The organism is Turneriella parva DSM 21527 (assembly GCF_000266885.1).
GTDB classification, from domain to species: Bacteria; Spirochaetota; Leptospiria; order Turneriellales; family Turneriellaceae; genus Turneriella; species Turneriella parva.
In genome coordinates, this window is sequence record NC_018020.1 from 3,191,602 (window position 1) to 3,216,324 (window position 24,723).

The 24,723-nt window shown below is 54.3% G+C and carries 23 protein-coding genes; 13 read left to right on the top strand and 10 right to left on the bottom strand.

Annotated elements, in window-relative coordinates; all coding sequences use genetic code 11:
- Window positions 1-2: 2 nt before the first annotated feature.
- Genes TURPA_RS15240 through TURPA_RS15255 form a run of 4 tightly spaced genes read right to left on the bottom strand, consistent with a single transcriptional unit; the run spans window position 3 to window position 4,143 of the window.
- Window positions 3-1,631: a TRAP transporter large permease gene (locus TURPA_RS15240; RefSeq protein WP_014804197.1), complete on the bottom strand. Its 1,629-nt coding sequence runs from the start codon at window positions 1,629-1,631 to the stop codon at window positions 3-5.
- Window positions 1,632-2,165 carry a TRAP transporter small permease gene (locus TURPA_RS15245; protein ID WP_157210521.1) on the bottom strand — a complete coding sequence of 178 codons (534 nt, stop codon included), beginning with the start codon at window positions 2,163-2,165 and terminating at the stop codon, window positions 1,632-1,634.
- A gap of 26 nt (window positions 2,166-2,191) precedes the next feature.
- On the bottom strand, window positions 2,192-3,211 hold the full coding sequence (locus tag TURPA_RS15250; protein ID WP_014804199.1) for a TRAP transporter substrate-binding protein: 1,020 nt from the start codon (window positions 3,209-3,211) through the stop codon (window positions 2,192-2,194).
- Window positions 3,212-3,219: 8 nt separating this feature from the next.
- The gene (locus tag TURPA_RS15255; protein WP_014804200.1) at window positions 3,220-4,143 is read right to left on the bottom strand and encodes a TRAP transporter TatT component family protein; all 924 of its coding nucleotides are present in this window, start codon (window positions 4,141-4,143) and stop codon (window positions 3,220-3,222) included.
- 306 nt (window positions 4,144-4,449) lie between these two features.
- Here TURPA_RS15255 and TURPA_RS15260 point away from each other — a divergent pair, with 306 nt between their 5' ends.
- The 3 genes from TURPA_RS15260 (at window position 4,450) to TURPA_RS15270 (ending at window position 8,078) form a co-directional block, all read left to right on the top strand.
- Entirely contained in the window at window positions 4,450-4,890 is a 441-nt protein-coding gene (locus TURPA_RS15260) for a DUF2147 domain-containing protein (protein WP_217157580.1), read from the top strand.
- 100 nt (window positions 4,891-4,990) lie between these two features.
- Window positions 4,991-7,063, top strand: coding sequence for a flagellar filament capping protein FliD (fliD, locus tag TURPA_RS15265; protein WP_014804203.1), 2,073 nt, complete (start codon window positions 4,991-4,993; stop codon window positions 7,061-7,063).
- A gap of 97 nt (window positions 7,064-7,160) precedes the next feature.
- On the top strand, window positions 7,161-8,078 hold the full coding sequence (locus TURPA_RS15270) for a glycosyltransferase (protein WP_014804204.1): 918 nt from the start codon (window positions 7,161-7,163) through the stop codon (window positions 8,076-8,078).
- On the opposite strand, the gene TURPA_RS15275 is transcribed toward TURPA_RS15270, so the two are convergent.
- From TURPA_RS15275 to TURPA_RS15285, 3 genes are read right to left on the bottom strand one after another with little or no spacing between them, the layout of a single operon-like run.
- Complete coding sequence (locus TURPA_RS15275; protein WP_014804205.1) at window positions 8,075-9,430, bottom strand: GH1 family beta-glucosidase; 1,356 nt, start codon at window positions 9,428-9,430, stop codon at window positions 8,075-8,077. The two genes, TURPA_RS15270 and TURPA_RS15275, sit on opposite strands and share 4 nt — an antisense overlap.
- Entirely contained in the window at window positions 9,427-10,488 is a 1,062-nt protein-coding gene (locus TURPA_RS15280) for a diacylglycerol kinase family protein (protein ID WP_014804206.1), read from the bottom strand. The genes TURPA_RS15275 and TURPA_RS15280 overlap by 4 nt, the downstream gene beginning before the upstream one ends.
- 10 nt (window positions 10,489-10,498) lie before the next feature.
- Window positions 10,499-10,984: a DUF2505 domain-containing protein gene (locus tag TURPA_RS15285; protein ID WP_014804207.1), complete on the bottom strand. Its 486-nt coding sequence runs from the start codon at window positions 10,982-10,984 to the stop codon at window positions 10,499-10,501.
- Between the two features lie 156 nt (window positions 10,985-11,140).
- Between TURPA_RS15285 and TURPA_RS15290 the strand changes: the two genes are divergently transcribed.
- From TURPA_RS15290 to TURPA_RS15315, 6 genes are read left to right on the top strand one after another with little or no spacing between them, the layout of a single operon-like run.
- Window positions 11,141-12,163 (top strand): response regulator, encoded by a 1,023-nt coding sequence (locus TURPA_RS15290; protein ID WP_014804208.1) that lies wholly within the window; start codon window positions 11,141-11,143, stop codon window positions 12,161-12,163.
- A 59-nt stretch (window positions 12,164-12,222) separates the two neighbouring features.
- Window positions 12,223-12,534: a hypothetical protein gene (locus tag TURPA_RS15295; RefSeq protein ID WP_014804209.1), complete on the top strand. Its 312-nt coding sequence runs from the start codon at window positions 12,223-12,225 to the stop codon at window positions 12,532-12,534.
- Window positions 12,535-12,537: 3 nt separating this feature from the next.
- Window positions 12,538-13,032 (top strand): hypothetical protein, encoded by a 495-nt coding sequence (locus TURPA_RS23480; protein ID WP_157210522.1) that lies wholly within the window; start codon window positions 12,538-12,540, stop codon window positions 13,030-13,032.
- A gap of 3 nt (window positions 13,033-13,035) precedes the next feature.
- Window positions 13,036-13,971 carry a 4-hydroxy-3-methylbut-2-enyl diphosphate reductase gene (gene ispH / locus TURPA_RS15305; protein WP_014804211.1) on the top strand — a complete coding sequence of 312 codons (936 nt, stop codon included), beginning with the start codon at window positions 13,036-13,038 and terminating at the stop codon, window positions 13,969-13,971.
- On the top strand, window positions 13,971-15,821 hold the full coding sequence (locus TURPA_RS15310; protein ID WP_014804212.1) for a tetratricopeptide repeat protein: 1,851 nt from the start codon (window positions 13,971-13,973) through the stop codon (window positions 15,819-15,821). Before ispH ends, TURPA_RS15310 begins: the two co-directional genes overlap by 1 nt.
- Before the next feature lie 11 nt (window positions 15,822-15,832).
- Window positions 15,833-16,843: a hypothetical protein gene (locus TURPA_RS15315; protein WP_014804213.1), complete on the top strand. Its 1,011-nt coding sequence runs from the start codon at window positions 15,833-15,835 to the stop codon at window positions 16,841-16,843.
- Here the strand turns inward: TURPA_RS15315 and TURPA_RS15320 are convergent.
- On the bottom strand, window positions 16,830-17,666 hold the full coding sequence (locus TURPA_RS15320) for a methylated-DNA--[protein]-cysteine S-methyltransferase (protein ID WP_014804214.1): 837 nt from the start codon (window positions 17,664-17,666) through the stop codon (window positions 16,830-16,832). The two genes, TURPA_RS15315 and TURPA_RS15320, sit on opposite strands and share 14 nt — an antisense overlap.
- Before the next feature lie 137 nt (window positions 17,667-17,803).
- Between TURPA_RS15320 and gyrA the strand changes: the two genes are divergently transcribed.
- Genes gyrA through TURPA_RS15335 form a run of 3 tightly spaced genes read left to right on the top strand, consistent with a single transcriptional unit; the run spans window position 17,804 to window position 21,648 of the window.
- Window positions 17,804-20,302 (top strand): DNA gyrase subunit A, encoded by a 2,499-nt coding sequence (gene gyrA, locus TURPA_RS15325; protein ID WP_014804215.1) that lies wholly within the window; start codon window positions 17,804-17,806, stop codon window positions 20,300-20,302.
- The gene (locus TURPA_RS15330) at window positions 20,299-20,805 is read left to right on the top strand and encodes a hypothetical protein (protein WP_014804216.1); all 507 of its coding nucleotides are present in this window, start codon (window positions 20,299-20,301) and stop codon (window positions 20,803-20,805) included. The genes gyrA and TURPA_RS15330 overlap by 4 nt, the downstream gene beginning before the upstream one ends.
- A gap of 9 nt (window positions 20,806-20,814) precedes the next feature.
- Window positions 20,815-21,648, top strand: coding sequence for a fructosamine kinase family protein (locus TURPA_RS15335; RefSeq protein ID WP_014804217.1), 834 nt, complete (start codon window positions 20,815-20,817; stop codon window positions 21,646-21,648).
- 9 nt (window positions 21,649-21,657) lie between these two features.
- Here the strand turns inward: TURPA_RS15335 and TURPA_RS15340 are convergent, their stop codons facing one another.
- Window positions 21,658-22,569 (bottom strand): glycerophosphodiester phosphodiesterase, encoded by a 912-nt coding sequence (locus tag TURPA_RS15340; protein WP_014804218.1) that lies wholly within the window; start codon window positions 22,567-22,569, stop codon window positions 21,658-21,660.
- Window positions 22,566-23,816 (bottom strand): phosphoglucose isomerase (PGI), encoded by a 1,251-nt coding sequence (locus tag TURPA_RS15345; RefSeq protein ID WP_014804219.1) that lies wholly within the window; start codon window positions 23,814-23,816, stop codon window positions 22,566-22,568. Before TURPA_RS15345 ends, TURPA_RS15340 begins: the two co-directional genes overlap by 4 nt.
- A gap of 75 nt (window positions 23,817-23,891) precedes the next feature.
- On the opposite strand from TURPA_RS15345, the gene TURPA_RS15350 reads away from it, so the two are divergent.
- Window positions 23,892-24,659: an alpha/beta fold hydrolase gene (locus TURPA_RS15350; RefSeq protein WP_014804220.1), complete on the top strand. Its 768-nt coding sequence runs from the start codon at window positions 23,892-23,894 to the stop codon at window positions 24,657-24,659.
- Window positions 24,660-24,723 lie beyond the last annotated feature (64 nt).

The following is a 24,723-nucleotide window of genomic DNA, read 5'->3' on the forward strand; positions in this document are numbered from 1 at the left end:
CTTTAAGGCTCTTCTTCAGCTGTGGTTTCTTTCGTGTATACGACTTTATCGAGCGTCATGGTTGTCTTTTCGCCCTTGGTTTTAGGCGCTTTGACGACCTTGAACGTTTTTACGGTCTCACCCGATTTTACCGTAATGCTCTTCAAACCTTCAATTTCGAGTGTTGCCTCAGCCATTTTCGGCAGGTACTTTGACCCGACGCCACCAATGGGGGGGGCCAGGCGGGCGATACCGTCATCGGTTATTTCGAGCGTTCCCGAAGCTGACTTCCATTTGCCGACAAAAACCTGCTGCTCTTCTGTGAGCTGCTTGCCCTGTTCGGTCTTGGCCGCCGGCTGAGAGCTGAGCGTTGTCTTCTGTTTTTCGCCTGCGTTCTTCAGCGGAAAGAGCGCGATTTCAGGTATGCTGGTGATGATACCGAGACACACGAGAAATACGAGCACAATGGGCGCGACGGCCTTGATCACCTGACCCAGAGGTACCTTGAATATACTCGAGGCCACGAAGAGGTTCACACCCACCGGTGGCGTCAGGTAACCAATCTCGAGGTTGACGATCATGATAATGCCGAAGTGAATCGGGTTAATACCGTAGTGAATCGCCATCGGGGCGAGCAGCGGCGCCAGCACGAGAATAGCACTCATGATATCCATGAACATGCCCACGATGAGCAGCAAGATATTCACGCCGATCAGAAAGCCCACTTTGTTCGAGATCAGGGCTGACATTTTTTCAACGAGCGCCTGCGGAATCTGCTCTTCGGTCATGAACTTGTTCAGGCTCACAGCGAGCAAAAGAATCAAGAAAAGCGTACCGAGCATTTCGGCGCTCTCAGAGAAAATCGCCGGCAACTTCTTGAGCGACAGCTCGCGGTGAATCAGAATCTCGACGAAAACCGCATAGATCACGGCAATCGCCGCAGATTCAGTCGCCGTAAACCAGCCGGTATAGATGCCACCGAGAATGATGACCGGCATGAGCAGAGCCAAAATACCGCTTTTGAGCGATTTGAGAATATCTGCCATCACCCATTTGCCGCGTTCCATTTTCCAGCCCCTGAAGACTGAATAGATGACGAGCGCGGTTAAAAGTAAGAGGCCTGGCCCAATACCCGCGAGAAAGAGGTCGATCACCGAGACGCCGACCATGATCGCATAAATAATCATGGGAATACTCGGCGGAATGATGATACCGAGCGTACCGCCCGCGGCCAGAATTCCCATAGAGAAATTCTGGTTGTAGCCGGCCTGGCGCAGGGCAGGGTACATGACCCCTCCGATTGCGATCAGCGTTACGGGCGAAGAGCCCGAAATGGCCGCGAAGATACCGCACGATATAACTCCGGCAACTGCAAGACCCGATGGTATCGGGGCCGTAACAGAACGGCCCACGTCGATCAGCCTGCGCGCAATCGACCCATGTGTCATGAGGTTACCCGCTAATATAAAGAGCGGAATCGCCAGCAATATCTCTTTGTCGGCGCCGTAATAGAGGTCGCCAATGATGTTCGATAGCCCGCCATTTCCCATGAAGAGAAAGCAATAGCCTGTGACGGCACCGATAATCACGAAGAGGGGTTGCCCAAAAAGTATGAGCAGCAGAATGAGCAGCAGAAGTCCAGCGACTACCATCTATTCACCCTTCCCTGAAACTTCAGCTTCGAGCTGAAGCGCTTCTTCGGCTTCGTTCAGATCTTTGGGTCTGATCTCTGAGATAAACGCATAGGTGAAATGGCGAACGGCCATCGACGCGAGCGTGTAGGGTATTACACCCTGCACGAGCCACATCGGCAGTTCAGTCACCGGCGTTTTATCGCCGGTTTCGAGACTATGCAGAATGTATTTCAGCGCAAAAAATGCCATCGTGGCGCAGAAAGCCGAAATCAGAAAGTGCTCCAATGATTTGAGCACCGGCTGAAAGCTTTTGGGCCACAACTTGTCGGCGATTTCGGGACGTAAATGCCCGCCTTTCGATGACGTAATGGACGCGCCGAGAAGGCCCGCCCACAACATCAGGTGAAGTGATAGTTTCTGCGCCCAGACGATGCCGTCTTTCAGCACGTTTCTGCCGAAGACGTCCATAACCATGAGCACCATAATGGTTGCAATACAAATGCCCGCGATCCATTTTTCGAGGCGGGCCATTGCGTCCAATATGAGTTTCATTATACTCAGCATCAGACCTCTCTGGTTTATTTGCCGCAGGCCGCTTTGCCCGCTTTGATCTTAGCGTAAATCATCGAAGATTTGCCGCCGATCTGGCCGACCATCTGCTCTGCCAGGCCCGAAGCTGCATTCTTAAACGCTGCCTTTTCGCCGCCCGAAAGTTTGATGATCTGTACATTGTTCGATTCGAGCGCCTTAATCAGCTGCCCGCTCAGGCGGCGTACCGCACGGCGTGCGCGTGGCGCGAGGCCGTTGCCGTCGCCCATCAAAATCTTTTTCTGATCGGGGGTTAATCCGTCAAAAAACGATTTGCTGTAAACGATCGCTGCAGGCTGGTAGATGTGCTCGGTAACCGTGTAGAACTTGATCGATGTCTGCCATTCAGCGGCCAGGGTCATGAGCGCTGTCTGGTCGAAGCCCTCAACCACACCGGTTTGCAGCGCCGGTAGAACCTCGGGCACTGCAATCGGCACGGGGCTCGCGCCGATCTTTTTCCAGTAGGCAAGGTGAACCTTTGACTCTTGCGCGCGAATTTTCACACCGCGCAGATCGCCCGGAGTTTTGATGGGTTTGTTTTTGGTGCCGATGTTGCGATAACCATTTTCAGCCCAGGTCACAAACACGAGGCCTTTCTCAGCAAAAAGCTGAGTAAATGGCTCGAGCAGGTGCTTGTCGAGTACGCAGTCTGCCTGCTTTTGGCTGTCGAAGAGATACGGCACTTCGATCAGGTCGAGTTCAGGCACCGCGGCCGCGAGCGCCGTGGCGGTGAGGCCACCGCCCTGAATGCGCCCGCGCTGAATACCCTGAAGAATTTCATGCTCGCCGCCCAGCTGCCCGCCGAGGTATACCTTGAGCTTGATATTCTTATTGCTCTCCTTTTCGATGCGGCGCTTGAGGCCGTAGAGCTCGTCAGACCAGGGAGTACCTGATGGGGCGACGGTGCCGACTTTGAGCGTCACGTCTTTCGCCTGCGACGACACGTCGCCGTTCACGAAGACGAGCGCCGCCAGCGATGTGGTGATTGCTGCTTTCTTTAATGAATTCATGTATTACCTCAGTCGAAGTTTCTCGTTTCAATTTCTTTGAGAAATTTCTTCGCCTTGCCTTGCTCGATGATCTGCTCAGGCACCCACTCAGGTCGGCCGAGATCTTTCGGATTGCCGTTAATCGCGATGTTCATGTGTTTTTCGAACAGGGCTTTATCGAGTTTTTTAGCGGCCCATACATCTGCGAAAAATACGTGGTTACCAAAGAAATTTGGAGCAAGCTGAATTGCTTTTTCGAAGTTTTCTTTGCCTTTCGCCATGCTGCCGGTAGGTGAGAGCGTCTCAGCACCGCCGTAGTATCGGTAAACCGCACCAAAGAAATAGTTCGGGTCGAGTGCTTCTACGCGCTTGACCATTTTGGTAAACTTGCCTTTGTTCTTCAATAGAGTGGTTGTGCCTTCAAGACGAGACCAGCGCGCAAACGCGGCGTAACGCCAGTAGATTGAATCGATGTAGTCTTTGCCAAGCAGTTCGAGACCATCTTCGATGCTGCTGCCGGCGAGCAGTTTTTTCTTGAATGCCGGTTCGAGCGACATCGCTTTTTCAGCGTACTGGATTGCCTTGTCATACGCCTTCGTGAGTTCAGGTTTCACCTGCTTCTCTGTGTCTTCTGTCAGGCGCAGAAAGATGTGGCCGTCGGCATACGTGTAAAACGCGCGTGCCGCGATGATGTGGTACTCGTAGTTTGAAGGGTTGTTTTTTACCAGCTCTTCAATTTTGGGCAGCGCTTTCACGAGTTCAGCTTCGATGTGGCGGTTTTCCCACAGTTTGGCGACGTCGGCTGGCAGGCCTTTGCTGTCAGCGCGCACCGCATCAGAAATTGCGACACCGCGCGAAGTACCGCAGGCCGAAAATACCATGGAAACTGCAGCGACGCATGAAAGCGCGAGCAGATAATGCCGGTAGAATTTTTTGTTTGTTTTTGTTGTCATTTAGATTCCTCCAGGGTGATTAAATGTGTGTTGTCAACAATGTCCTCATGTTCTGTCGAGTCAACACATTTAGCCGAAATAGCGGATTATTTTTGTATGCAGCGCAACAAGGCTGATAGTTGACAGTTGTTTTCTTTCGGTGATGCGCATGGTTATCTGCACGGCAGAGAGTGCCAAAAAAAATGTGAGGATTGTCTGCGTGCACGTCTTGGCGCATGTCATTGCTGCATCCCCACATCTTTTTCGATGCTTGTTGCCGTGCGGCATAATTGCTTGACCTTTGCAGCGATGAATGCAGCGTACCGCATGAAAAAACTGACACTGCTATTTCTCGCATCTTTGGTTGCAGCGCCGGCGCTCTTCGCGAACGACGTTGCCGGCACGTGGATGACCATCGACGACGAATCGGGCAAACCACGTTCGTACATTGATATTTGGGTCGAGAACGGAATCGCCACCGGCAAGATCACGAAAATTCTGGCGATAAAACCCGGTGAGAACACAAACCCGCTCTGCACCGAATGCAAGGGCGCCGACTACAACAAGCCAGTTGTGGGCCTGGTGATTCTGCGGGGCTTCAAACAAGACGGCAACGAATGGAATGGGGGCACGATCATGGACCCGAATAATGGCAAGACCTACAAGTGCAAGATCAAGTCTGAGAACAACGGGCAGACCCTGCGCGTTCGCGGTTATGTCGGTATTTCTATGTTTGGCCGCACCCAAATCTGGAAAAAGCTGAAATAGCCCGTTTCTCGTCATTTTATGCGCGCCCGTTGCGCGCATAAAATAAATCGCTTTACCCTTTTGCGATATCGGCCGAAAAGCTGAATAGGGGACATAAGATATGCCAGCGCCGCAAATGCCAGGTCTCGCGTCGGGAATCGACACGAAAGATATCATCAGAAAGCTCGTCGAGGTCGAAAAGGCGCCGATCACGCGGCTCGAGAATAATAAGAAAGACCTCTCTGACACCACGAAGGCCCTGGGTGAACTCAGAAAACGCACAAAAACTCTGCAAGATGCACTGCACGCGATGGCGTCTTTCGAAGCGGCTTTCGAACAGAAGCGCCTGAACTCGACGCCTGCAGGCGTCGTCGACGGTAGCGTGCGCAAGAACGCGCCACCTTCGCGCCACACACTGCAGGTGATGAAGCTGGCCTCAAATTTGAGTTTTGCCAGCTCGCCGCAATCGTTGCGGACCAAATTACCCGCTGCGAAGCTCAAAATCGGCGCAACCGAATCAGAGTTTGCCGGCGGTACGCTGCAGTCACTGCGCGAGCACCTGCAAAAATACCATAACAAAGACATCACGACCAAAACGGTGCAGATTAAAGAAGACGAATCAATCCTCATTATAGACAGCGTTGCGCAGGGCGAAGATGCCTTGCTGAAAATAGAAGACCCAGACGGATTGCTCAAGAGCCTCGGGCTTTTGGCCGTTAACTCGACCCCCGACTTTGGTAAAAAAGACTCAAAAGATAAACCCAAAGACGAAAAAGACGCGAAGAAAGAGCCTGAACCCAAAGAGACGACTGAAAAAGAACGCTGGCTGATTCAGCCGCAGCAGCTCGAGGCGACAAGCGGCGCCAAAGGAGTGCCGGCCGAAGACAAAAAGTCGCTCGCGATCGCCGACAGTTCCGCAACCCTCTACAAGTTTCTTGCGGGGCAGAATTCAGAAGAACGCCGCCTGACGAGCATTTCGGTAGCTGCGATGGCGTCGCTCGGCGATCATGAAGAAGATGCGGCGCCCGATTCGCTGAGCGACGGGGTGCGCGAGAACATCAATATCAAAGGTATCGAGCTCGAAACCTACAATATAACCCGCACGCGCGAAAAAGAGATTATGAAGCGCGCAGATTTCGGCGTTGTGCTGAAATATGGCGATAAAGAAGAGCGCCATAAACTTTCGGGACTTACGGGGCCGCAGACATTTGCCGTCGCGAAAGGTCTCACCGGCGTCGAATTTTACGCCAATGGCGCCGACATCATATTCGAGCCGCTTGAACTGACGTATGCGGTGAAGCCGCAGCCCAAAGTCGACTTGACCGAGAACAAAGAAGCCAAAACACCCGCTGAAGCAGAGCAGAGAAAGATTTTTCCCAATCTGCTGCGCGCCGCGCAGAATGCCGAACTCAAAATCGACGGCATACAGATTAGCCGCAAGTCGAACAGCAACCTGGGCGATATCATCGAAGGTGTGTCTCTGAATCTGCTGAAAACCTCACAGGACAATGTCGAAACCGAAATTCTGAACGACAACGATGCGGCGAAAAAGCAGGTGCTGGCGTTTGTGAAAGCCTATAACGAGCTGCTGCAGTTCTCAGACGATGTGGCGAAGACGGCGAAGATCAAAGAAGCGGGCAAGTACCGCGAAATGCGCGCCGAATCGGGTGTGCTTGCAACCAATGCCACAATTCGCCAGCTCGTCAATGGCCTGAAGGTACACACTTCGAATGCATACCCGACGAACCGCGACCCGCATATACGCACACTCACGCAGATCGGCATTTCAACCGGCGCGATCGGTGGCAAGCGTGAAGAGGTGATTAAGGGCTATCTCGAAGTCGACGAGGCTAAACTTGCACAGATGCTGGCAGAACACCCGGCAGCGGTGAAAGAGCTTTTCGCGATCGATACCAACGGTGACCTGCGCATCGACAACGGCTACGCGCACGTTGTCGAAAACTTTCTTGAACCTTACACGCGCTTTACTCGCGGCCTTATTTCAGAGCAGATTAAGTCGAACGCCGAACGCGTGAAGCAGCTCGACCGCGATATCAAGCGGCAAGAAGAGCATGTGAAGAGCTATGAGACCAAGCTCAAAACCAAGTTTGGTTATATGGAAAGTTCTGTGCAGAAGAGCAAATCGACCGGCACGTTTCTCAAGCAAAAACTGGGTGGTGGCGACGGCCGCTGATGTTGCTCATCCCGAGCCCGCGCCCGCGAGTTACGGCATCGGATGACCTCCCTTATTTCTGATAGACGAAAAGTGTGAGCTGCCGCACTTGTGTCAAATGGCAGCCACAAAAAAGGTCAGCGTCGTCATACCGACGCTCAATGAAGAACGCGATTTACCGGTTTTACTGGGTTCGCTGAAAGCGCAGACGTTTCGCGATTTCGAAATTATTGTCGGCGATGCGGGTTCAAAAGACCGCACGCGCCAGATCGCCGAAGAGCATGGCGCCAGAGTTGTTCAGGGCGGCATGCCTGGCGTGGGCCGCAATCGGGGCGCCGAGGTGGCAAATGGCGAATACCTGTTCTTTTTCGATGCCGATGTTTCGCTGCCGCCCGATTTTCTGGCGAAAGCTGTCGCCGAAATGGATGGCGAATTTATCGATCTGGCAACGTGCGAGTTTCATCCGCTGTCAGATTTGAGGCTCGACAAGATTCTGTTTGCGTTCGCCAATCTGTCGGTGAAGATGAATGCCAACGGCAACCCGCGCGCCGCAGGTTTTTGTATTTTTATCACCAAACGCCTGTTTGACCGAATCGGCGGTTTCGATGAAAGCCTCAAGCTCGCCGAAGACCATGACCTGGTCGATCGTGCCGCGAAATTCAGACCTCTTCATGTTTTGAAATCTACCTCGCTGCAGGTGAGCGTGCGCCGTCTTGCCAAAGAAGGGCGGTTCTCGCTGATACAGAAATACTTTCAGGTCGAAATGCACCTGATGACGAAAGGTAAGGTGCGCGACGACATTATCGAATACGAGTTCGGCAACTTCAAAGACGAAAGCAAAGAGCCTGTTAAAAAGGCGATGGACCAGTTTGAAGAGCGTCTGATAAAGCTCGAAGCGCAATACAACGACTGGTCGCAAAAAGTGCAGAGTTTGCCGATGATGGAGCGCGTGCGCGAAACGCAGGGCCGGCTCAAACAGAGCGCCGACGCATTGACGCAGAGTCTCAAAGAACTTTTTTCAGCGAAACAGGCTTAAGTAGGTTCTGAACCGGCCGCAATGAGCCGGCTGTACCAGTAACCGCTGTCTTTTATGGTGCGCTTTTGTGTGCCGTAATCGACGTGCGTCAGGCCGAAGCGGGCGTGGTAACCCTCAGCCCATTCGAAATTATCGAGCAGCGACCAGGCAAAGTAGCCTGCAATCTTCACGCCTTCGCTTTTGGCCCGCTGCACGGCGCGCAGATATTCGCGTAGGTATTCGATGCGGTAGCTGTCTGCGACACGGCCCTGCACGACCTGATCATGAAAGGCAGCCCCGTTTTCCGTCACGTACAGTTTTTTAATCTCAGGGTAACTTCCATATTTCTTCAGCAGGTCATAGATTCCCTGCGGATAGATTTCCCAGCGCATGGCCGTCTCGGGCACATTGGGGTCGTTCTTTAGCTCGCGCCAGTGCACAAACGGAATAAACCGGCTGTATTTCACGCGCTTGCGCGTATACGTGTTGAGCCCCCAGAAGTCAAAATCGAACTGCAGCTTCTGCATGTCGCCGGCTCTAATGTGCTTCTCGATGCGCCGCAAGGCGGGAAAATGCGCCGTTGGGTAACCGCGGCCAAGAACCGGCTCGAGATAGAACGTATTAAAGAGGGTATCGAATCTTTGCGCCGCCAGAACATCGCGCGGGCTTGTCGACGCCGGGTAAGCCGCGGTGGCTGAAATTGTGGTGCCGATTTCTGCCGAACCAACGACCGCTCTCAACGCGCGGGCGCCTTCGGCCTGGGCGAGCAGCACATGATGGCTTGCCGCGAAGAAACCCCTGAGCGACCTTCGGCCGGGTGCGTGCAACCCGAGAAGATTACCAAGAGACAAGAAAATCATCGGTTCGTTGAACACAATAAAATCTTTGACCCGGTCGCCGAGGCGGCGCCCCACGAGCGATGCGAAATCTGCGAAGCGGCCGATAGTGTCTCGATTGATCCATCCCCCTTTGTCTTCGAGGTATTGTGGCATGTCCCAGTGGTATAGGGTGATAAATGGCCTGATGTTCGCCCTGAGCAGCTTGTCGACAAGGCGTGAATAGAAATCGGTGCCCCGAATATTCTCGGCGCCGCCAATCGTTGGCTGCAGCCGCGGCCAGCTGATCGAAAAGCGGTACGCCTGCAGGTTCAGTTTCTGCATGATCGCCACGTCTCCGTCGACCCTGTGATAATGGTCGCAGGCGACGCGGCCGTGTTCGCGATTCTTGATTTTTCTTCGGCGGCGGGTGAAGGTATCCCAAATCGAATCGGTTTTGCCATCAGCGTCGTGCGCGCCTTCTATCTGGTATGCGGATGTAGCAGCGCCGAAAACGAAATCGCCGAAATCAGCCCTTTTCAGTTCTGCCGTGCTCACTCGCCGCGAATGCCCAAAAAGCGAATAGATGGCCCGACGGATATTTTCATCGTCGCCATGCCGGTAAAGAGTTCGCCATCGAGGCAGGGGTTGAGGCCCTCGCTCTCGCGCGAAACTATATCGATCGTTTCCGATGTGGTCTGTACCAGTTCTTTGCCGATATAGTCTCTGCCTGCAAACAGGTTCGGCAGGTTGGCAAAAACCTCGTGCGGCTCAAGAAAGCCGACATGCATATGCAGTTTTTTGTCCCGGTCTGCCTGCGCGAAGAGTTTAATGAGGTTTTTGATTTCGATCGCAATTGAACCCACGTTCAGCGTATTGATGCGCTTATAGGGCACCGCCTTGCCGTCGATCTTGACATCGACCGCTACTGGCTCAAACACATCGTTCGAATAGTTGATCACGTCTTTGGGCATATAACCTTCGAACCATGAGCCTTTGAATGCCGTCGAAGTGAAGGTCTTCGTAATCACTTCGACGACTGTCTGCAGCGAAGGTTTATGGCTTTCGTAATACTTATTGAAAAACTTCTGCGCGATGCCTGCGAGCGCGCCCGAAAACGCCAGCTTGCGATACGACTTGCCGAGATGTTCTTTTGTGTATTTGCCCTCTATAAAGAAGGTTCTCAGTGGCGTCGCCGGGGGAAGCTCACCCGCATCGAGAATCTTGCGTATTTTCCGGAGTATTTTGAAGGTACCACCGTGTGCGCCGACCTTTTTTGCCAGAAAATCAATCGTGCCGCCATTGGTGGGCACGAAAATTGGCATGTGCTGCTCAATCGCCTCGCGCTTGGTCTTGTCGAGTATCTCGAGATAGGTGTTGATCACCCAGTGAATGGTGCCATCGCCGCCGTCGCAGACAATATAGGGCACTTTGTGTGCCGCAAATTCAGAAAGAATCGATTTCAGCTGGTCGATATTGCGGCTTTCTTTGACCAGCCCGTGCTTGCCGATGATGCGCTGCAGCTCTTTGCTGCGGTGCGATGATGCCGCATTCTTGCCCGCGTAAGGGTTGGTGATAATGCCCAGCGGCGGATGAACAGCGGCGGTTTCTTTCATGGTCAGCGGGTCAGAGCAGGGCTTTGATCACTTCATAGTCGCGTTCAATGCCCTTGCGAAACGAGCTGGCAATCTGCGATTCGAGAATGCCGCCGATCAGCGCCATGTTGACCTTCACGGTGATTTCGTATTCGCGGCGCGAACTAGTTTCCGATTCGCCGACATATTTAGTAACCCCTGAGATTCTGAGGCGGTCTGGGTTCTGCTCTTGCATCACCTCAAAACGGTTGATTTTGCTCGCGGTATCAAAGCGCGCGGTCTCTGTCATGTTGAGAAAACCCGCGGGCACCATCGAGCGCACCGCTTCGGGTATCTTGTCTGAGAACGAAAAAGCGCGCTTGGTCACGATCACGCTGCCTTCTTCTCTGCGATCAAGAATCTCTTGCTTTTTCAGCGCCTCTTGTTTCGAGACGTCTTCAAAGCGGCGCTCGCGGGCCGACAACACCGCATCGACCGAAGCGGGAAAACTCTGCACGAGCCTGAAGGTGGTAGCCATAAGATTGTGGCCGCATAGTTTTAACGCCACCTGCTCTGGAAAGAGTTTTCCAATTTGGGTTACGAAATCCGCCGAGGCGGGTTTCGTAACCCAAATTGCACCTGCAGGCCAAAATTGTGCTTTTCCGCCAAAGATGGGGGGCGCCGATGCCGAATAATGACTATGGCCGGGGCAGAGCGTTTTTTGATACTCGAAGACGATGCGGCCTTTGCCCAGGGGCTGGGACAGGTGCTCGCGCCGCTGGGGCAGACCCGGTTTACCATGTATCCCGAAAGACTGCCCGAAATCATCGCCGATTTCAAACCGACACTGCTGATCGTCGATTACAACCTGAACCATCCCACGCTGAATGGCATTAAAGCGACCCGCCTCGTGCGGCAGAATCCCGAAACGAACCTGTTACCGGTCTTGCTGCTGTCGGGCGAAGACGACATGGCAGTCATCGAAGAGGCCTTTAAGAGCGGCATAGACGACTATGTATTAAAACCCGTCATACCGCGGTTTCTGGTTGCGAAGATTGAGAACCTGCTCTTTCAATCGCGCAAGAAACTCAACGCACAGGCGCTCTCGGGTCTGCCGGGCAATGCCGCGATCGAGACGGAGTTCTATCTTCGGCTCGCGCGCAAGCGCCCGTTTTCAGTCGCGTACACAGACCTCGATAACTTTAAGCCGTTCAACGACGAAAAAGGCGTCAAGCGCGGCGATCAAGCGATACAGGTAATTGCGCAGATTCTTTACCAGCTGCGGCGCGAGGCAACCCGCGAAGACCTGTTCATCGGCCACCTCGGGGGCGATGACTTCTTTTTGCTCGGGGGCAAGACGCAGGTGCGCATCGCGACGCGTAAACTCGAAGAGCAATTTGCCGCCGCGGCGAAGGCATTTTTCACTGCAGACGAACTGAAAAATGGCCATTACCGCGGCAGCGACAGGCAGGGCCAGTTTCGGTTTTTTCCGCTGCTGACGCTTTCGACCGCGGTGCTCGACGGCATCACGAAAGATACGGTGGCGGATTTTCTTCAGCTGACGCAACTGGCGTCTGTGGCGAAAAAGGCCGCAAAAAAAGCTGAGAAGCGCGTCACCCATTTTGAGGCGGTTGAGCTCAAAGCGTCCAGCCGGCCGGCGAGCCTGTACAGGGAGACAAAAAGCCGTGCCAAAAAAAAGCGCAGCGCAGCGGGATAAAAATAAAATAGTGCTCTGCCTCGTGACTCCACTCTCAAAACTTTCAGCAGGTATTCAACATGTCAGATATAGCTAAGTATCTTATCGATTTTCTGGTCTACATTGGGCTTGGCGCAGCGATCAGCTGGTTCTTTTTCTACCTGAGGCGTCTCGACCTCTTCGGCGGGTTTCTCGGTGCCGCGGTTGTCGCGCTGATCGGTTCAATTCTGGGAGCCTTTCTTCTGCAAAAGCCGCTCAAATTCATCATCGACGGTATGCAAAACGGCCTCGGTATCAGCAACGTGAACATCATTGCGGCGCTGATTGGTGGTGTCACGAGCGTGCTGCTGCTGAGCAAGATCAATAACGGCCGCAAACGCAAAGATTACTGAGAAGTGCGGCACGCATCAGTATTCAGAGCAGTCTGCCTTTCGATTTTCATCTTCATCGGCTGTGACAGCCGAAATCACAGCGGGCTGAATGACCTCAGCGACGCTTTTCGACGCCCTGAGTACCAGGGCGGTAGCGACGGTTGGGGTGCTGCGCGCCGCCGAAGGTTGCTGGTACGCTATCTTGAGGCGAAGGGCGCAAGGTTCACCACGATGATAGAGGGCAGAAATGATCTGAATCCTCATGATAAATACCGCAGGGTGCACCTGGTCACCGGGGCTGGCGGGCAAGAGGGTGCTGCGGTGAAACACCTCACTTACGTACTCGATACGCCCGGGAAAACGCAAAATAGCGACGCGCAAAGAGAGTGTGACCGATTGTTATTTCAACAGCTGAACGTCTGGGCAAAGACCGGCACCGAGCCTCTGCACCTGGCAATGGAAGCCAGTTGCAGGCAGGTGCCTTATGGTTTGACGCGGCAGGTTCGCGAGCAAATGTAAACGATGAAAGAGATTATCGTCGCAGCGCCCAGGGGATTCTGCGCCGGCGTCGATCGCGCGATTTCGATCGTCGAAAAGGCACTCGAAGTTTATGGGGCGCCTCTCTATGTTCACCATGAAATCGTACACAACAAGCACGTGGTCGCGGGGCTGCGCGAAAAGGGTGTCGTCTTCGTCGATACGATCGATGAAATACCAGCCGCGCAGACCGTTATCTTCAGCGCGCATGGTGTTTCGCCTGCCGTCGTCGCCCTCGCGAAAGAAAAGAATCTCAAAATTCTCGATGCCACCTGCCCGCTGGTGACGAAGGTGCACATTGAGGCCCGGCGCTATGCGCGCGAAGGCTATAAGATTGTGCTCATCGGGCACAAAGACCATATCGAAGCGCGTGGTACCTATGGCGAGGCGCCAGACCAGATGACGATTGTCGAGACGCTTGCCGACATTGATTTATTGGCATTTTCACCCACAGAGAAGTTGGCCTACCTGACACAGACGACACTTTCTGTGCGCGACACGCGTGGGCTGATCGAGCGCCTGCGCGAACGTTTTCCGCAGATCGAAGGCCCGAGCTCGAGCGACATCTGCTATGCGACGACGAACCGGCAAGAGGCCGTTTCGGCGATTGCGCCGAAGGTAAAAGTAATGTTCGTGATCGGTTCGCGCAATTCGAGCAATTCGAATCGCCTCAAAGAACTCGCCGAATCAGAGGGCACCCGGGCATTTCTTATCGATAACGCGAATGATATTTCAACGGAGCAATTGGCGGGGGCAGATTCAGTGGGCCTCACTGCCGGCGCGTCGGCGCCCGAAGTTCTGGTGCAGCAGGTGACGGCAAGGCTCAAAGATGAATTCGGCTTCATGACTGTCAGTGAGCTGCGCCTGAAAGAAGAAGACGTGATTTTCAAGCTCCCCAAAGAATTGCTCACCGCTTCGTAATGCGCTTTCTGCTCTGCATATTTCTTGCGACTCTGCCTCTGGCGGCGCAGACTTATGACGAGGTGTTGGCGCTCACCAAACAGGGTATCATAGCCTACAACCAGAAGCGTCTTTCTGAATCGCGCCAGATGCTCGCGAATGCACTCGATTTTGATTCGACCTGGAGACCCACTGTGCTGCACCACGGCAAAGCGTATGCCGACCTGCTCATTGCAGAATTGCACATACGCAACACAGTCAAACTGATAGCGTTTGAAAAATTCGAAAACGCGGAGCGCGAACTCGATGAAGCCGAAGCGACGTTTCCCGGGCATTTACGCATTCCCGAACTGCGCGAACTGCTCTTAAAGAAGCGTGCTGATAATACGAAGCAGATTTTGCTGAAGATGCCCGAAGCCAAGCGCAAGGCTTACGAAGAGCAGATGCAAAAGGCACAGGCGGCGATGGATGCCTCGAAGTATGCCGAGGCTATGCACTTTTACAGCGGTGCACTCAAAATCGCACCCGATTCGCTCGATGCCAAAATGGGGTACGCCGAAGCGGAACGGTTGCTCAACCAAGAAGACGGCGATCAAAAGGTCGCAGGCCTCTTTCGCCAGGCCGAGAAACATGAAAAGGACCGCCGCTTCGCGCAGGCTGTTTCGGTATACGACAAGATTCTGCGCATCGAACCCCGAAACAGTCAGGCTATAGAGCGCAGGGCGGCGCTCATCGATTTTATGCAACAGCAGCTCGGCAAAGGCGAGCGCAAAAACCTCGCGAAAGAATACCTGCTGAGCGGCAATGAGGCGTTTCGTAAAACAGACTACAACCTGGCGATCGAGCACTACCGTGTCGGTCAGGCGCTCGACCCGAAGCTTGCCAACTGGGATGAACTGATCAAAAAGGCGATGGCCGCCAAAAAAGCCCAGGAAGAAAATCTCTACACCGACCGGCTCAAAGAACTCGAGCGCCGCTACCAGTCAGCGATGCTGCAGCTGTTGCTCGAGAATTATCCGGCGGCGATTGAAGACCTAGAGGTTGTGATTTCGATTGCGACGCAGTTTAAACAAGACGAAACGAAAAAACACGCCGAACAGCTGCTGCAGCGCGCGAAAGAGGCGATGCTGCGGCAAGACGACGAGTTCATCACGCGCGACTCGCCTTACTTTAATTTCGTACAGTCTTTAACTTCATTGGGCATGACGAGCTACAAAAACCGGGACTGTATTGCCACGCAGCAGCATTTTGGGGCGATTGTAGAGATATTTCCCAAAAACAGAATATCGAACCAGTACATTCTTTCATGCACGATTATTCTGAACCCCGAACGCAAAGACGGCATCATTCAAGATCTGATCGATACGATCTACCGCACGAAAGATACCAATGCATACGAAGCCCGGCGCTTTTTCGAGATTCTGAAATTCATAGACCCGAAAAATCCCGTGATACCGCAGCTCGAACGCGAGCTCGCCGAAAAGACGCAGCTGCTGAAAAAATCGGTGCAGCCCGCAGAATTTCTCGAAGCCCTGTATAAAAAGGCTTTGCTATTATCGCAGAGCGACCCCGAGGCGGCGTTGCAGGTGCTGCGGCAGCTTCTGGCCGAAGACCCCGATAACGCGAAAGCGCGCGCGCTTTTTGCCCGTATCGAAGGGCGTATCAACCGCGCCAAGTGGGCCGAATCGGATATTCCGATTGCGCCCCGCGCGATGAAGGCCTACGCAGACGGCATCGTCTATTACAACACCGGGCAGCTGGCAGAAGCCCGTGCCTCGTTTGCACTGGCGCTCGAGCTGGCCCCGAATTTCGACCGGGCTGTCGTTGCGCTCAAAAAGTGCGACTCGTATGCGAAGGGGGCTAAGTTCTGAAATATCTGCTCTTGACTGAAAGCTCGGCTGCCGCCCGCAAGAAAAGCAGAGCCTCGGGCATTGCCGCGATCGTCAGCGATGACTTTACACACCTTTTACGCATCGAAGACCTGCGCCGCCGCAAAAACCTGACGCCTTGGATTCGCCGCAAGAACTCGGTGCCGGTTGATGTGCGCATCAGGTTTCGCGCTAACGGCGAACACCCGCTGGCCGCAGCGGAGTTTCGGCCATTTATCGAAGCGGCACGCCGCCCCGGTAGCCCGCAGAGTGAAGTGCGCATTCACGGCGTCGCGGAAAAATTTGTGCTGCATGTTGGCGGTGAAGGCCTGTTGTCAGCTCTGGCTTTCGACCGTAGCATCATCCGCCTTAGAAGCGAGCTGAAGCGAATACAACAGGTGCTAGGCAGCTTTCGTGTGACGCTCGTTTCTGATTCGATGGCAGAACTAAGCGAGCTCTACCGGCTGAAACTCGCCACGGGCATCACGCTACAGGGCGAAAGGCCGCTGACCCGAAGAACCCGGTTTCGCCGTGAAATCAGAGACGTGCTGGTGCTCACGAATATTTCGGGCAGCGCTTTGCCGATGCTCGAGCACGCGCTGCCATTCTGGTCGAAGGGTGTTCAGGGTTTTCGCTTTCGCCATGTCTACGGCCAGTTGAGCCAGCGGCGCGTTGAATCGGCACTTGAGATGCGGGAGTGGCAGCTCGTCGTCTACCGCGGGCACGGGTCGGTTGCGGGTGGGAAACTTTGCCTTAACCTCAGCGATGGTGCATACGCCATGCCGCAGTTGAATACAGCGCTCTATGTGCACAGCGCGTGCCTTGCACAGGGGGAGAACCTGTCGCTGCATGATTTGCCGGCGCAGAACACACTCACTCCGCTGGAATATCTCAGCGATTTTGACGATGCCAGCCTCATGGTGGTCTTGCTGGAGCGCTACCAGGCAACAGGTTCGCTGCCGGCTGCGATTCGCGCGGTGCAGCAGATTTATCCGCAGTTCGTTTGCCTCTCTACTGGCCCATGAGCAGGCCTGAGCGCGCCGCCTCGTGCGCAATCAGCATTTTCTTGCGCGTCGCGCCCCACCGATATTGGTTGAAGGCACCTGTCTTGCGAATGACCCGGTGGCAGGGTATAAGGCACGCAATCGGATTTTTCGCAACTGCAGAAGCCGCCGCGCGCACACCCCGCGGCGAACCGGCAGCGGTAGCGAGCTGGTCATAGGTGACGAGAGTCGACTCGGGTACGAGCAGCAACGCCTGCCACACCTTCAGCTGAAAATTTGTGCCGCAAAGATACAAATCGGGTTTCTGGCCACCGTGATCGAGGTATGCCGCGATGTCGGCGTTTGGCGTTTCAACCTCCCGTAGCCGCGCCGCCGGAAACCTGCGCCGCAGATTCGACACCAGCGCCGCGATTGGGCCATTTTGCAGAAACTGCAGCTCGCAGATGCCGCGGTCGGTTTCGGCGATGAAGACTTTGCCAAACCGCGTATCTTGAATGCCATGGCGGATTTCAAGGCCTGCACCGGCTGAACGCCATTCGCCGGGCGTCACCGCTTCTGTGGTCACCAAAAGATCGTGCAGTCTGCCGGTGCCGCTGAGCCCGAGGTGAAAGGCTGCCTCGACAAGATCGCGGCTCGATTCGAGCACGGTCAAGGCATATTCCCGGCGCAAGAATTGCAGATAACGCTTCGGCGGCACGCCAACATAGTGTGAAAACAGGCGATCGAAGTAGAAATCCGACAAACCTGAGGCTGCGCGCAGCTCGACGGTTTCGGGAACCTTCGGGTAGACCGAGTCAGCGTATTCAATGATGCGCGCCATGGTTTCATAGTGGTTGTCTTGCATGGAAAACGCAATATCATAAAGGTGGGCGCGGTCGGCGACCCGAATCTTGCGAATCCGATTTTAATAAGCCGGAGCAATAGCCCGATCTGGTCTCATCATTGTACTCGACCGTATGAAATCCTCCTCTATTATGTCACATGGCGAAGGGCAAGGGTAAAGGCAAAGGCGAGCAAGACGAAAAATTGCCTACCACGGTTGCAAAAGAGATTATTCCGGTCGAGATCGAAGACCAGATGAAAAAGTCGTACCTGGCGTACGCGATGAGCGTCATTGTCGGGCGCGCTCTGCCCGACGTGCGCGACGGTCTAAAACCCGTACACCGCCGCATTCTGCACGCGATGAACGAGCGTGCATGGCGGCAAGACAGGGCCTACGTCAAGTCAGCCAAGATTGTGGGTGAGGTAATCGGTAACTACCACCCGCATGGCGATTCAGCAGTTTATGACACCATGGTGCGCATGGCGCAACCATTTTCACTGCGACAGGTTCTGATCGACGGTCAGGGTAACTTCGGCTCGGTCGACGGTGACCCCGCGGCGGCATACCGCTATACAGAGGCCCGCCTCACGGGCATGGCTGAAGAATTGCTGCGCGACATCGACAAAGAGACCGTCAACTTCAACGACAACTTCGACGGCACGCGCCGTGAGCCGCAGGTATTGCCCGCAGCGTGGCCGAATCTTCTCGTCAACGGTTCGTCGGGCATCGCGGTCGGTATGGCGACGAAGATACCTCCGCATAATCTTAAAGAAGTCGTTTCAGCGCTCGAGCTGCTTATCGACAACCCCGACGTGAGCATCAAAGAGCTGATGAAAAAGGTACCGGCGCCTGACTTTCCGACCGGGGGTATCATCATCGGCAAAGACGGCCTGAAATCGGCGTACACCACAGGGCGCGGCTCGATTAAAATTCGTGCCGTCGCAAATATCGAAGAAAACTCGCGCGGGCGCGAGGCCATCATTGTCACTGAAATACCCTATGAAGTGCGTAAAAACGACTTGCTCGCGCGCATCGCCGATCTGGTGAACAGCAAGAAGATCGAAGGCATTTCAGAGATTCGTGACGAATCTGACCGCACTGGCATGCGCATCGTGTTCGAACTGCGCAAAGAGGCGCAGGCGAATATTGTTCTGAACCAGCTGTACCAGCATACCGCGCTGCAGATCAACTACGGCATTATCTTTCTCGCGCTCGTCAATCAAGAGCCGAAGCTTTTGAATCTCAAACAGATGCTGCAGCACTACCTGACGCACCGCCGCGAGGTGATCGAACGCAGAACCAAGTATGACCTCAGAAAGGCCGAAGAGCGCGCTCATATTCTCGAGGGCCTCAAGATCGCGCTCGACTTTATCGACGAAGTCATCAAGATCATTCGCAAGAGTGAAACAGTCGATATCGCGCGCTCGTCGCTCATGAAGCGCTTTAAGCTCTCTGAAATACAGTCGAATGCAATTCTCGAGATGAGACTGCAAAAACTGACTTCACTCGAATCGAAAAAGATTCTCGAAGAGTTAAACGAGATCAAAAAGCTGATCGGCGAGCTCAAGGCGATTCTCAAATCAGAGAGCAAAATGCTCGGTATTATCAAGAGCGAACTCGGCGTCGTGACGCAAAAACACGGCATCGATAGGGCATCTGAAGTCTCGCTCGTCGACGCCGATTCACTTAAAATGGACACCGAAGATCTCATTCAGAATGAGAACGAAGTGATTACCATCTCTGAGGGTGGTTACATTCGCCGCATGCCGCTCGACACCTTCAAGCGCCAGCACCGCGGTGGCAAGGGCGTGATTTCGGGCGGTAAAAAAGAAGATGCACTAAAGCATGTTCATTTCTGCCAGAGCCTCGATTATCTGCTGTTCTTCTCAACGCGCGGCAAAGTCTTCTACATGAAGGCGTATGAAGTGCCCGAAGCGACCAAAGACGCGCGAGGCAAGCACATCAAGGGCTTTCTCAGCCTGGGTGCCGACGAGGTTGTCACGGTCATTCGTTCGGTCACCGACTTCAGCGAAAAGAAATACCTGCTCATGCTGACCCGGCTCGGCATCATCAAGAAACTCGAACTTAGCCAGATCTCGAACGCCAAAAAGGGTGGAGTGATGGCGATGCAGTTTAAGGCGTCTGAAAAGGACTATCTGGTCGATGTTGCGATTGTTGACGACAAAGACGATATCTTTATGGCCACTGCTGAAGGGGCGGGCCTGAGAACCAATCTCGGCAAGATGCGCCCACAGGGCCGCGCCGCCTCGGGTATCATCGGCATGACGCTCGAAGGCCAGGACTACATGAGCGGACTCGATGTTGTGAGAGGCAATAAGTCATTCTTGCTGGTCGTCAGCGAAAGTGGTTATGGCAAACGCGTGAAATATGACGAGTTTGGTTCAAAAGGGCGTGGCGGCAAAGGCATGGCGTTCTTCAAATCGACAGACAAAACGGGTAAAGCTGTCGCGATTCGCACTGTAACCGAAGACGCAGAAGTCATAGTCACAACTCTCTCTGGCATGGTGCTGCGCAGCGAAGTGAAACAAATTGCGCTGCAGGGACGAACGGCTTCGGGTGTGCGTGTCGTCGATATCACAGCGGGCGATAAAGTTGCAGACATGACTGTCTATATACCCGAGACCACAACCAAATGATACAATTCTGGCGGTTGGGTCTGAAGCGCGCACCCGTGATGTGGGTGCTGGCGGGTATTCTCTACCTCATTGCCTATATTGAAACTGCCGTCTTTATTCGGTACGAGAAGTTTTTGAGCACCAGCAACACGCTGCTGCTTTACGCTTTCGGACTGCTACTGCTCGGCTTTGCCTTTGGCGTGCTCATGGTGCAGGCCATCTTGTGCCGCTCGCTGCGCTATGAAATTGGCAACTTTGAAATGCTGGGCTTTACCCGCCTCAAGATACTCAGCTACTATTCGATGCAGAATATATTTGTGGCGCTGCTGGCTCTCTTGCCCGCAGTTTCAACTGATCTCATTTTGAGCAACTTCTTCTCTCAAAAGAGTATGCCGATCGCAAGTTTCGAGAGGGTGATTGCGGGCCAGTTTGCGCTGGGTATTTTGCTCGTGGCAAGTTTTGGTATTTTCGCCGTTATCTACTCGCGGCAGTCACCCGCGCTTCTGCTCAAAGAAAAAATCTGATTTTGGGCAATGCACGCTGCCAGCCGCGCCGCAATCGAAAAAATTACCGGCCCATGGCTGAAGGTTTCAGAACTTAAGGGCGGCAGCATCGCCTCTATTTCGCGCATTGACGCTGTAAATGGCCCTTATGTGCTCAAGCAACACAAGACGCCGCCAGATGGTTTTTTCGCCTCAGAAAGAGCGTGCCTCGAAACACTGAAATCTGCCGGCGTGCCTACACCCGAAATCATAACCGCAGGCGAAGATTTTCTGCTCATGAGCTATATCGCGCCGGGTGAAGTCGCTGAGGCAGCGGCTGGCGAAGCGCTCGCGCACCTGCACAACACCCGCAGCCCACAATGCGGATTTCAACAAGACACGTATCTGGCAACCTTCTTGCAGCCCAACGCACCCGCGTCTGCGTGGGCTGATTTCTATCTTGACCATAGGCTTGCCCCGATGCTCGGTAGGCTCGATCTTGAGAGCGCAGAGCTGAATCTCTGGCGCGATTTTGGCAAAACGGTGCGCCCGCATCTCGGTAAGGTGAACGAATTTTCGCTGCTTCACGGCGATCTGTGGCCGGGCAATCTGCTCTACGGCGAGACGGGGCCGGTCTTTATCGACCCGGCATGTTATTTTGGCGACGGCCTCGTCGACATTGCGATGTCGCGGCTCTTTGGCGGGTTGGGTGAGGCGTTCTATGCAAGCTATTTCTCGCTCTTGCCGCCGCGTGAAGATTCAGAGCTATTGCAGCAGGTTTATCAGGTTTACCCACTGCTGACACATGCCGTGCTGTTCGGCAGCGCTTATTATGCACAGGCGCAGTCGATTCGCGATGATTTTCTTGTCAGCCGTGGCCCGTGAAGCCGAGGCCTACTTTCGCCGGCGTTTCTTCGCCGTTGGCTTTTTGCTTTTTTTTGCCCGGTGTTCGGCGGCGAAATCTTCTATAAAACTCATATTGTCAGTAATGACCATATCGGCGCCCTGGGCAAAGAGTTCGCGCGCCCGCGCGGCATCGTTGACTGTCCAGATGGCGATGCCATAACCGCGGCGCTTCAGTGCCTGCAACAGGCTCGCCGTTGCCGTGGAGTGGTGCAGGTGAATGTTGTCGGGCAATAGAACGTGACGATAGAGCCAGCACTTGAAGCGGGCGAAAATACCCGGTTCGATGAGCAATCCGACCGGGCATCGCGTGCCGGTATTTTTCATATGCCAAAGCGTGAGAAAGTGAAAGCCTGAATAGCAGACGCGCGGCGCCGCACCCGTTTCGTTGACGACCTGATCGACCAGCGGCTCGAGCTTCGTATTAAAATCGAACCGGTCGCGCTTGATTTCAACGTTGACGAACGAAGTTTTCTGAATATTGCGCAGCACTTCAGAGAGCAGGGGTACCGGCTCATGCGCCTGCTGATTTTTTCTTGAAGTACCCGCCGGATTCAGATAATGCGCTGCATTCAACCTGGCGATTTCGTGGTAGCTGCGCTCTTCGACGCGGCCTTTGCCATTTGTCGTGTGTGCGAGTGTGGGGCCGTGCAGCAGCACGATCTTCTTGTCGCGGCTCATGCGCACATCGAGTTCGTGCGCGCGAAACCCGAGCTTTTCTGAGGCTTTGAACGCCGCCAGCGTGTTCTCGGCGACGGCGCCCATTTTGCCATGACCCCGGTGCGTGGCGACCATCGGCTTGAAATCAGTAAAGTAACTTGCGAAACTCCTGGGCTGGTGGCGGTAAGACCTGAAGGCGAGATAAATCGTGGCGGCAAGGGCCGCCGCACCGGCGAAAATCATCGCAGGTCGAAAACCGGCTGCACCGCTTCTTCGACGTTCTCGCCGCGCAGCAGCTTCTTGCAGATAATTTTGCCGGCCTCGACGCCTGGCTGATCGAACGGATTGATCTCCCACAGGTAGCCGAGATACGATACAACATGCATCCAGAAACAGAACCAGCGCGCCATTTCTGTTTCAGAAAGATCGCTGAGCATGTATTCGGCTACCGGCCGTTCTTTCGCCGACAGCGCCGATTCAATGCTCTTCATCTGCGCATTCAGAATCTGGCTCATCGACTTGTCGGCGAAGTCGCCGCGAATTTCAGAGCTGATGAGGCTGTCGCGTGACCCGTAACTCTGCGTGTGTACGAAGCAGTGCAGGTGGCGGTTTGAAGCCTCCATAAAATATTGCAGCAGCGAGTGCTGGTCTTCGGGGCCCTGCACGATCATGGGCAGCGCGGCGATGTGGGGTTTTTTGCCGAGCGATTCGGCCCAGAGCTGCACGAGCCAGCGGCCCCAGTCGACGAGGTCGGCGGCATAAACCCAAAACGCGACGCCGGTGAAGCGCGCGGCGAAAAGATTATAAAAGTGGATTGCCGTTTGTTTGGCGACATTTTCGGCCACGGGAATCGAAATCTCCCATTCAGCGTTGGCCTCATCGAATGCGGTGAGAAAAGCCTTCACGTTGTAATCGACGAACATCGCCGGCATCATACCGACGGGAGAGACGATGCTGAAGCGGCCGCCGAGATCTTTGGGTATTAAGAAGGTATTTTTTGAGTTTGCTCCCAAATCTTTGATCGCCGCCGGTTCGCTCGTCACGAAATATTCGGGCACACCGGGAAAAAACTGGCGAAAGAGCGACAGATTTGCCCGGGTTTCAAGAGTTGTGCCCGACTTCGACACCACCAGAACTGCCGTTTGTTTCTGCTCGGCAATCTGCGCAATTTTCTGCATCTTTGACGGGTGCGGGCCCTCCCAGAAAATCAGGCGGTCGCTGTGTGCGTCGATCAGCGCCTTGAGCGCGATGCCGCCGAGAGATGAGCCACCGATGCCGATGACGATAAGGGTTTGTGCGTCGAGCTGCCTCAGTTCTGCCGCCCATTTCTCGAGCGGTGCCAGTTCGCTGGTCTTCATGTAGTCTGTAGAAAAAGCGGCCGGCCATTTTCTAAAACCGGCGTGCATCAGCGCGTCGAGTTCTTGCGCCCGACCCATTGACTGCCAGTTCATCCAGAATTTGTTGGCGGAAAAGCGAACCTCATGCGACATGGCGGTAGAGAGTGCCTGCTAACTGATTGTGTAAAGAATATTACGCGGCATCGGGCGTTAATACAGTATCCCAAAATGCTGCGATACGATCGTTACGAAGGGCAGAGGGACAAAACAGTGATTATTCTGCACGGACTCTTTGGTTCGGCAAAAAACTTCTCTTCAGTCGCCGCCGCGCTGACGCCGTATGCTACTGTTTATGCATACGACGCGCGTAACCATGGGCTTTCGCACCACACGGCGACGCATAACCTGAACGAGCTCAGCGAAGATCTTGCTGAGTTTATCACCGAGCAGCAGATTAAAAATCCTATTCTGATCGGCCATTCGCTGGGCGGCCTCACCGCGATGGATTACATAAGGCGAAGGGGAGACACCGTCAGGGCGCTTGTCGTGCTCGATATCGCGCCGCGAACCTACCCGCTGGGGCATGAAAAAGAAATTGCCGCACAGAAAATCATGGTGAGCGCCATGGCGACGCGCAAAGATATCGACGATGTGATGCAGAAGGTTCTGCCTGACAGAGTGGTGCGTCAATTCTTGCAGATGAACATCGGCCGCGATGAAACCGGCCAGTTCGTTTGGCAGAACAACATTGCTGCGATCGAAGATTCGAAATCGCGCACGGTGTTTCCGCCTTATGAAAATCCGCTCTTTCGTGGCCCCGTGCTGTCGATTCGCGGCCTCAGGTCAGACTACGTCACCAATGAGGATATAGTCCGAATGCGCGCCGCCTTTCCGCTGCTCGAGTCACACGATTTACCCGATGCGGCGCACTGGCTGCACCACACCCACCGTGACGAGGTCACCAGGCTGATCTCGGCGTTTGTGCAGCGGGTCTGACCGCCTTACCCGCCTGGCCATCTGGCGCTTGCTGCGGTGCTTCATCGCGATTGACGCCCTCTGT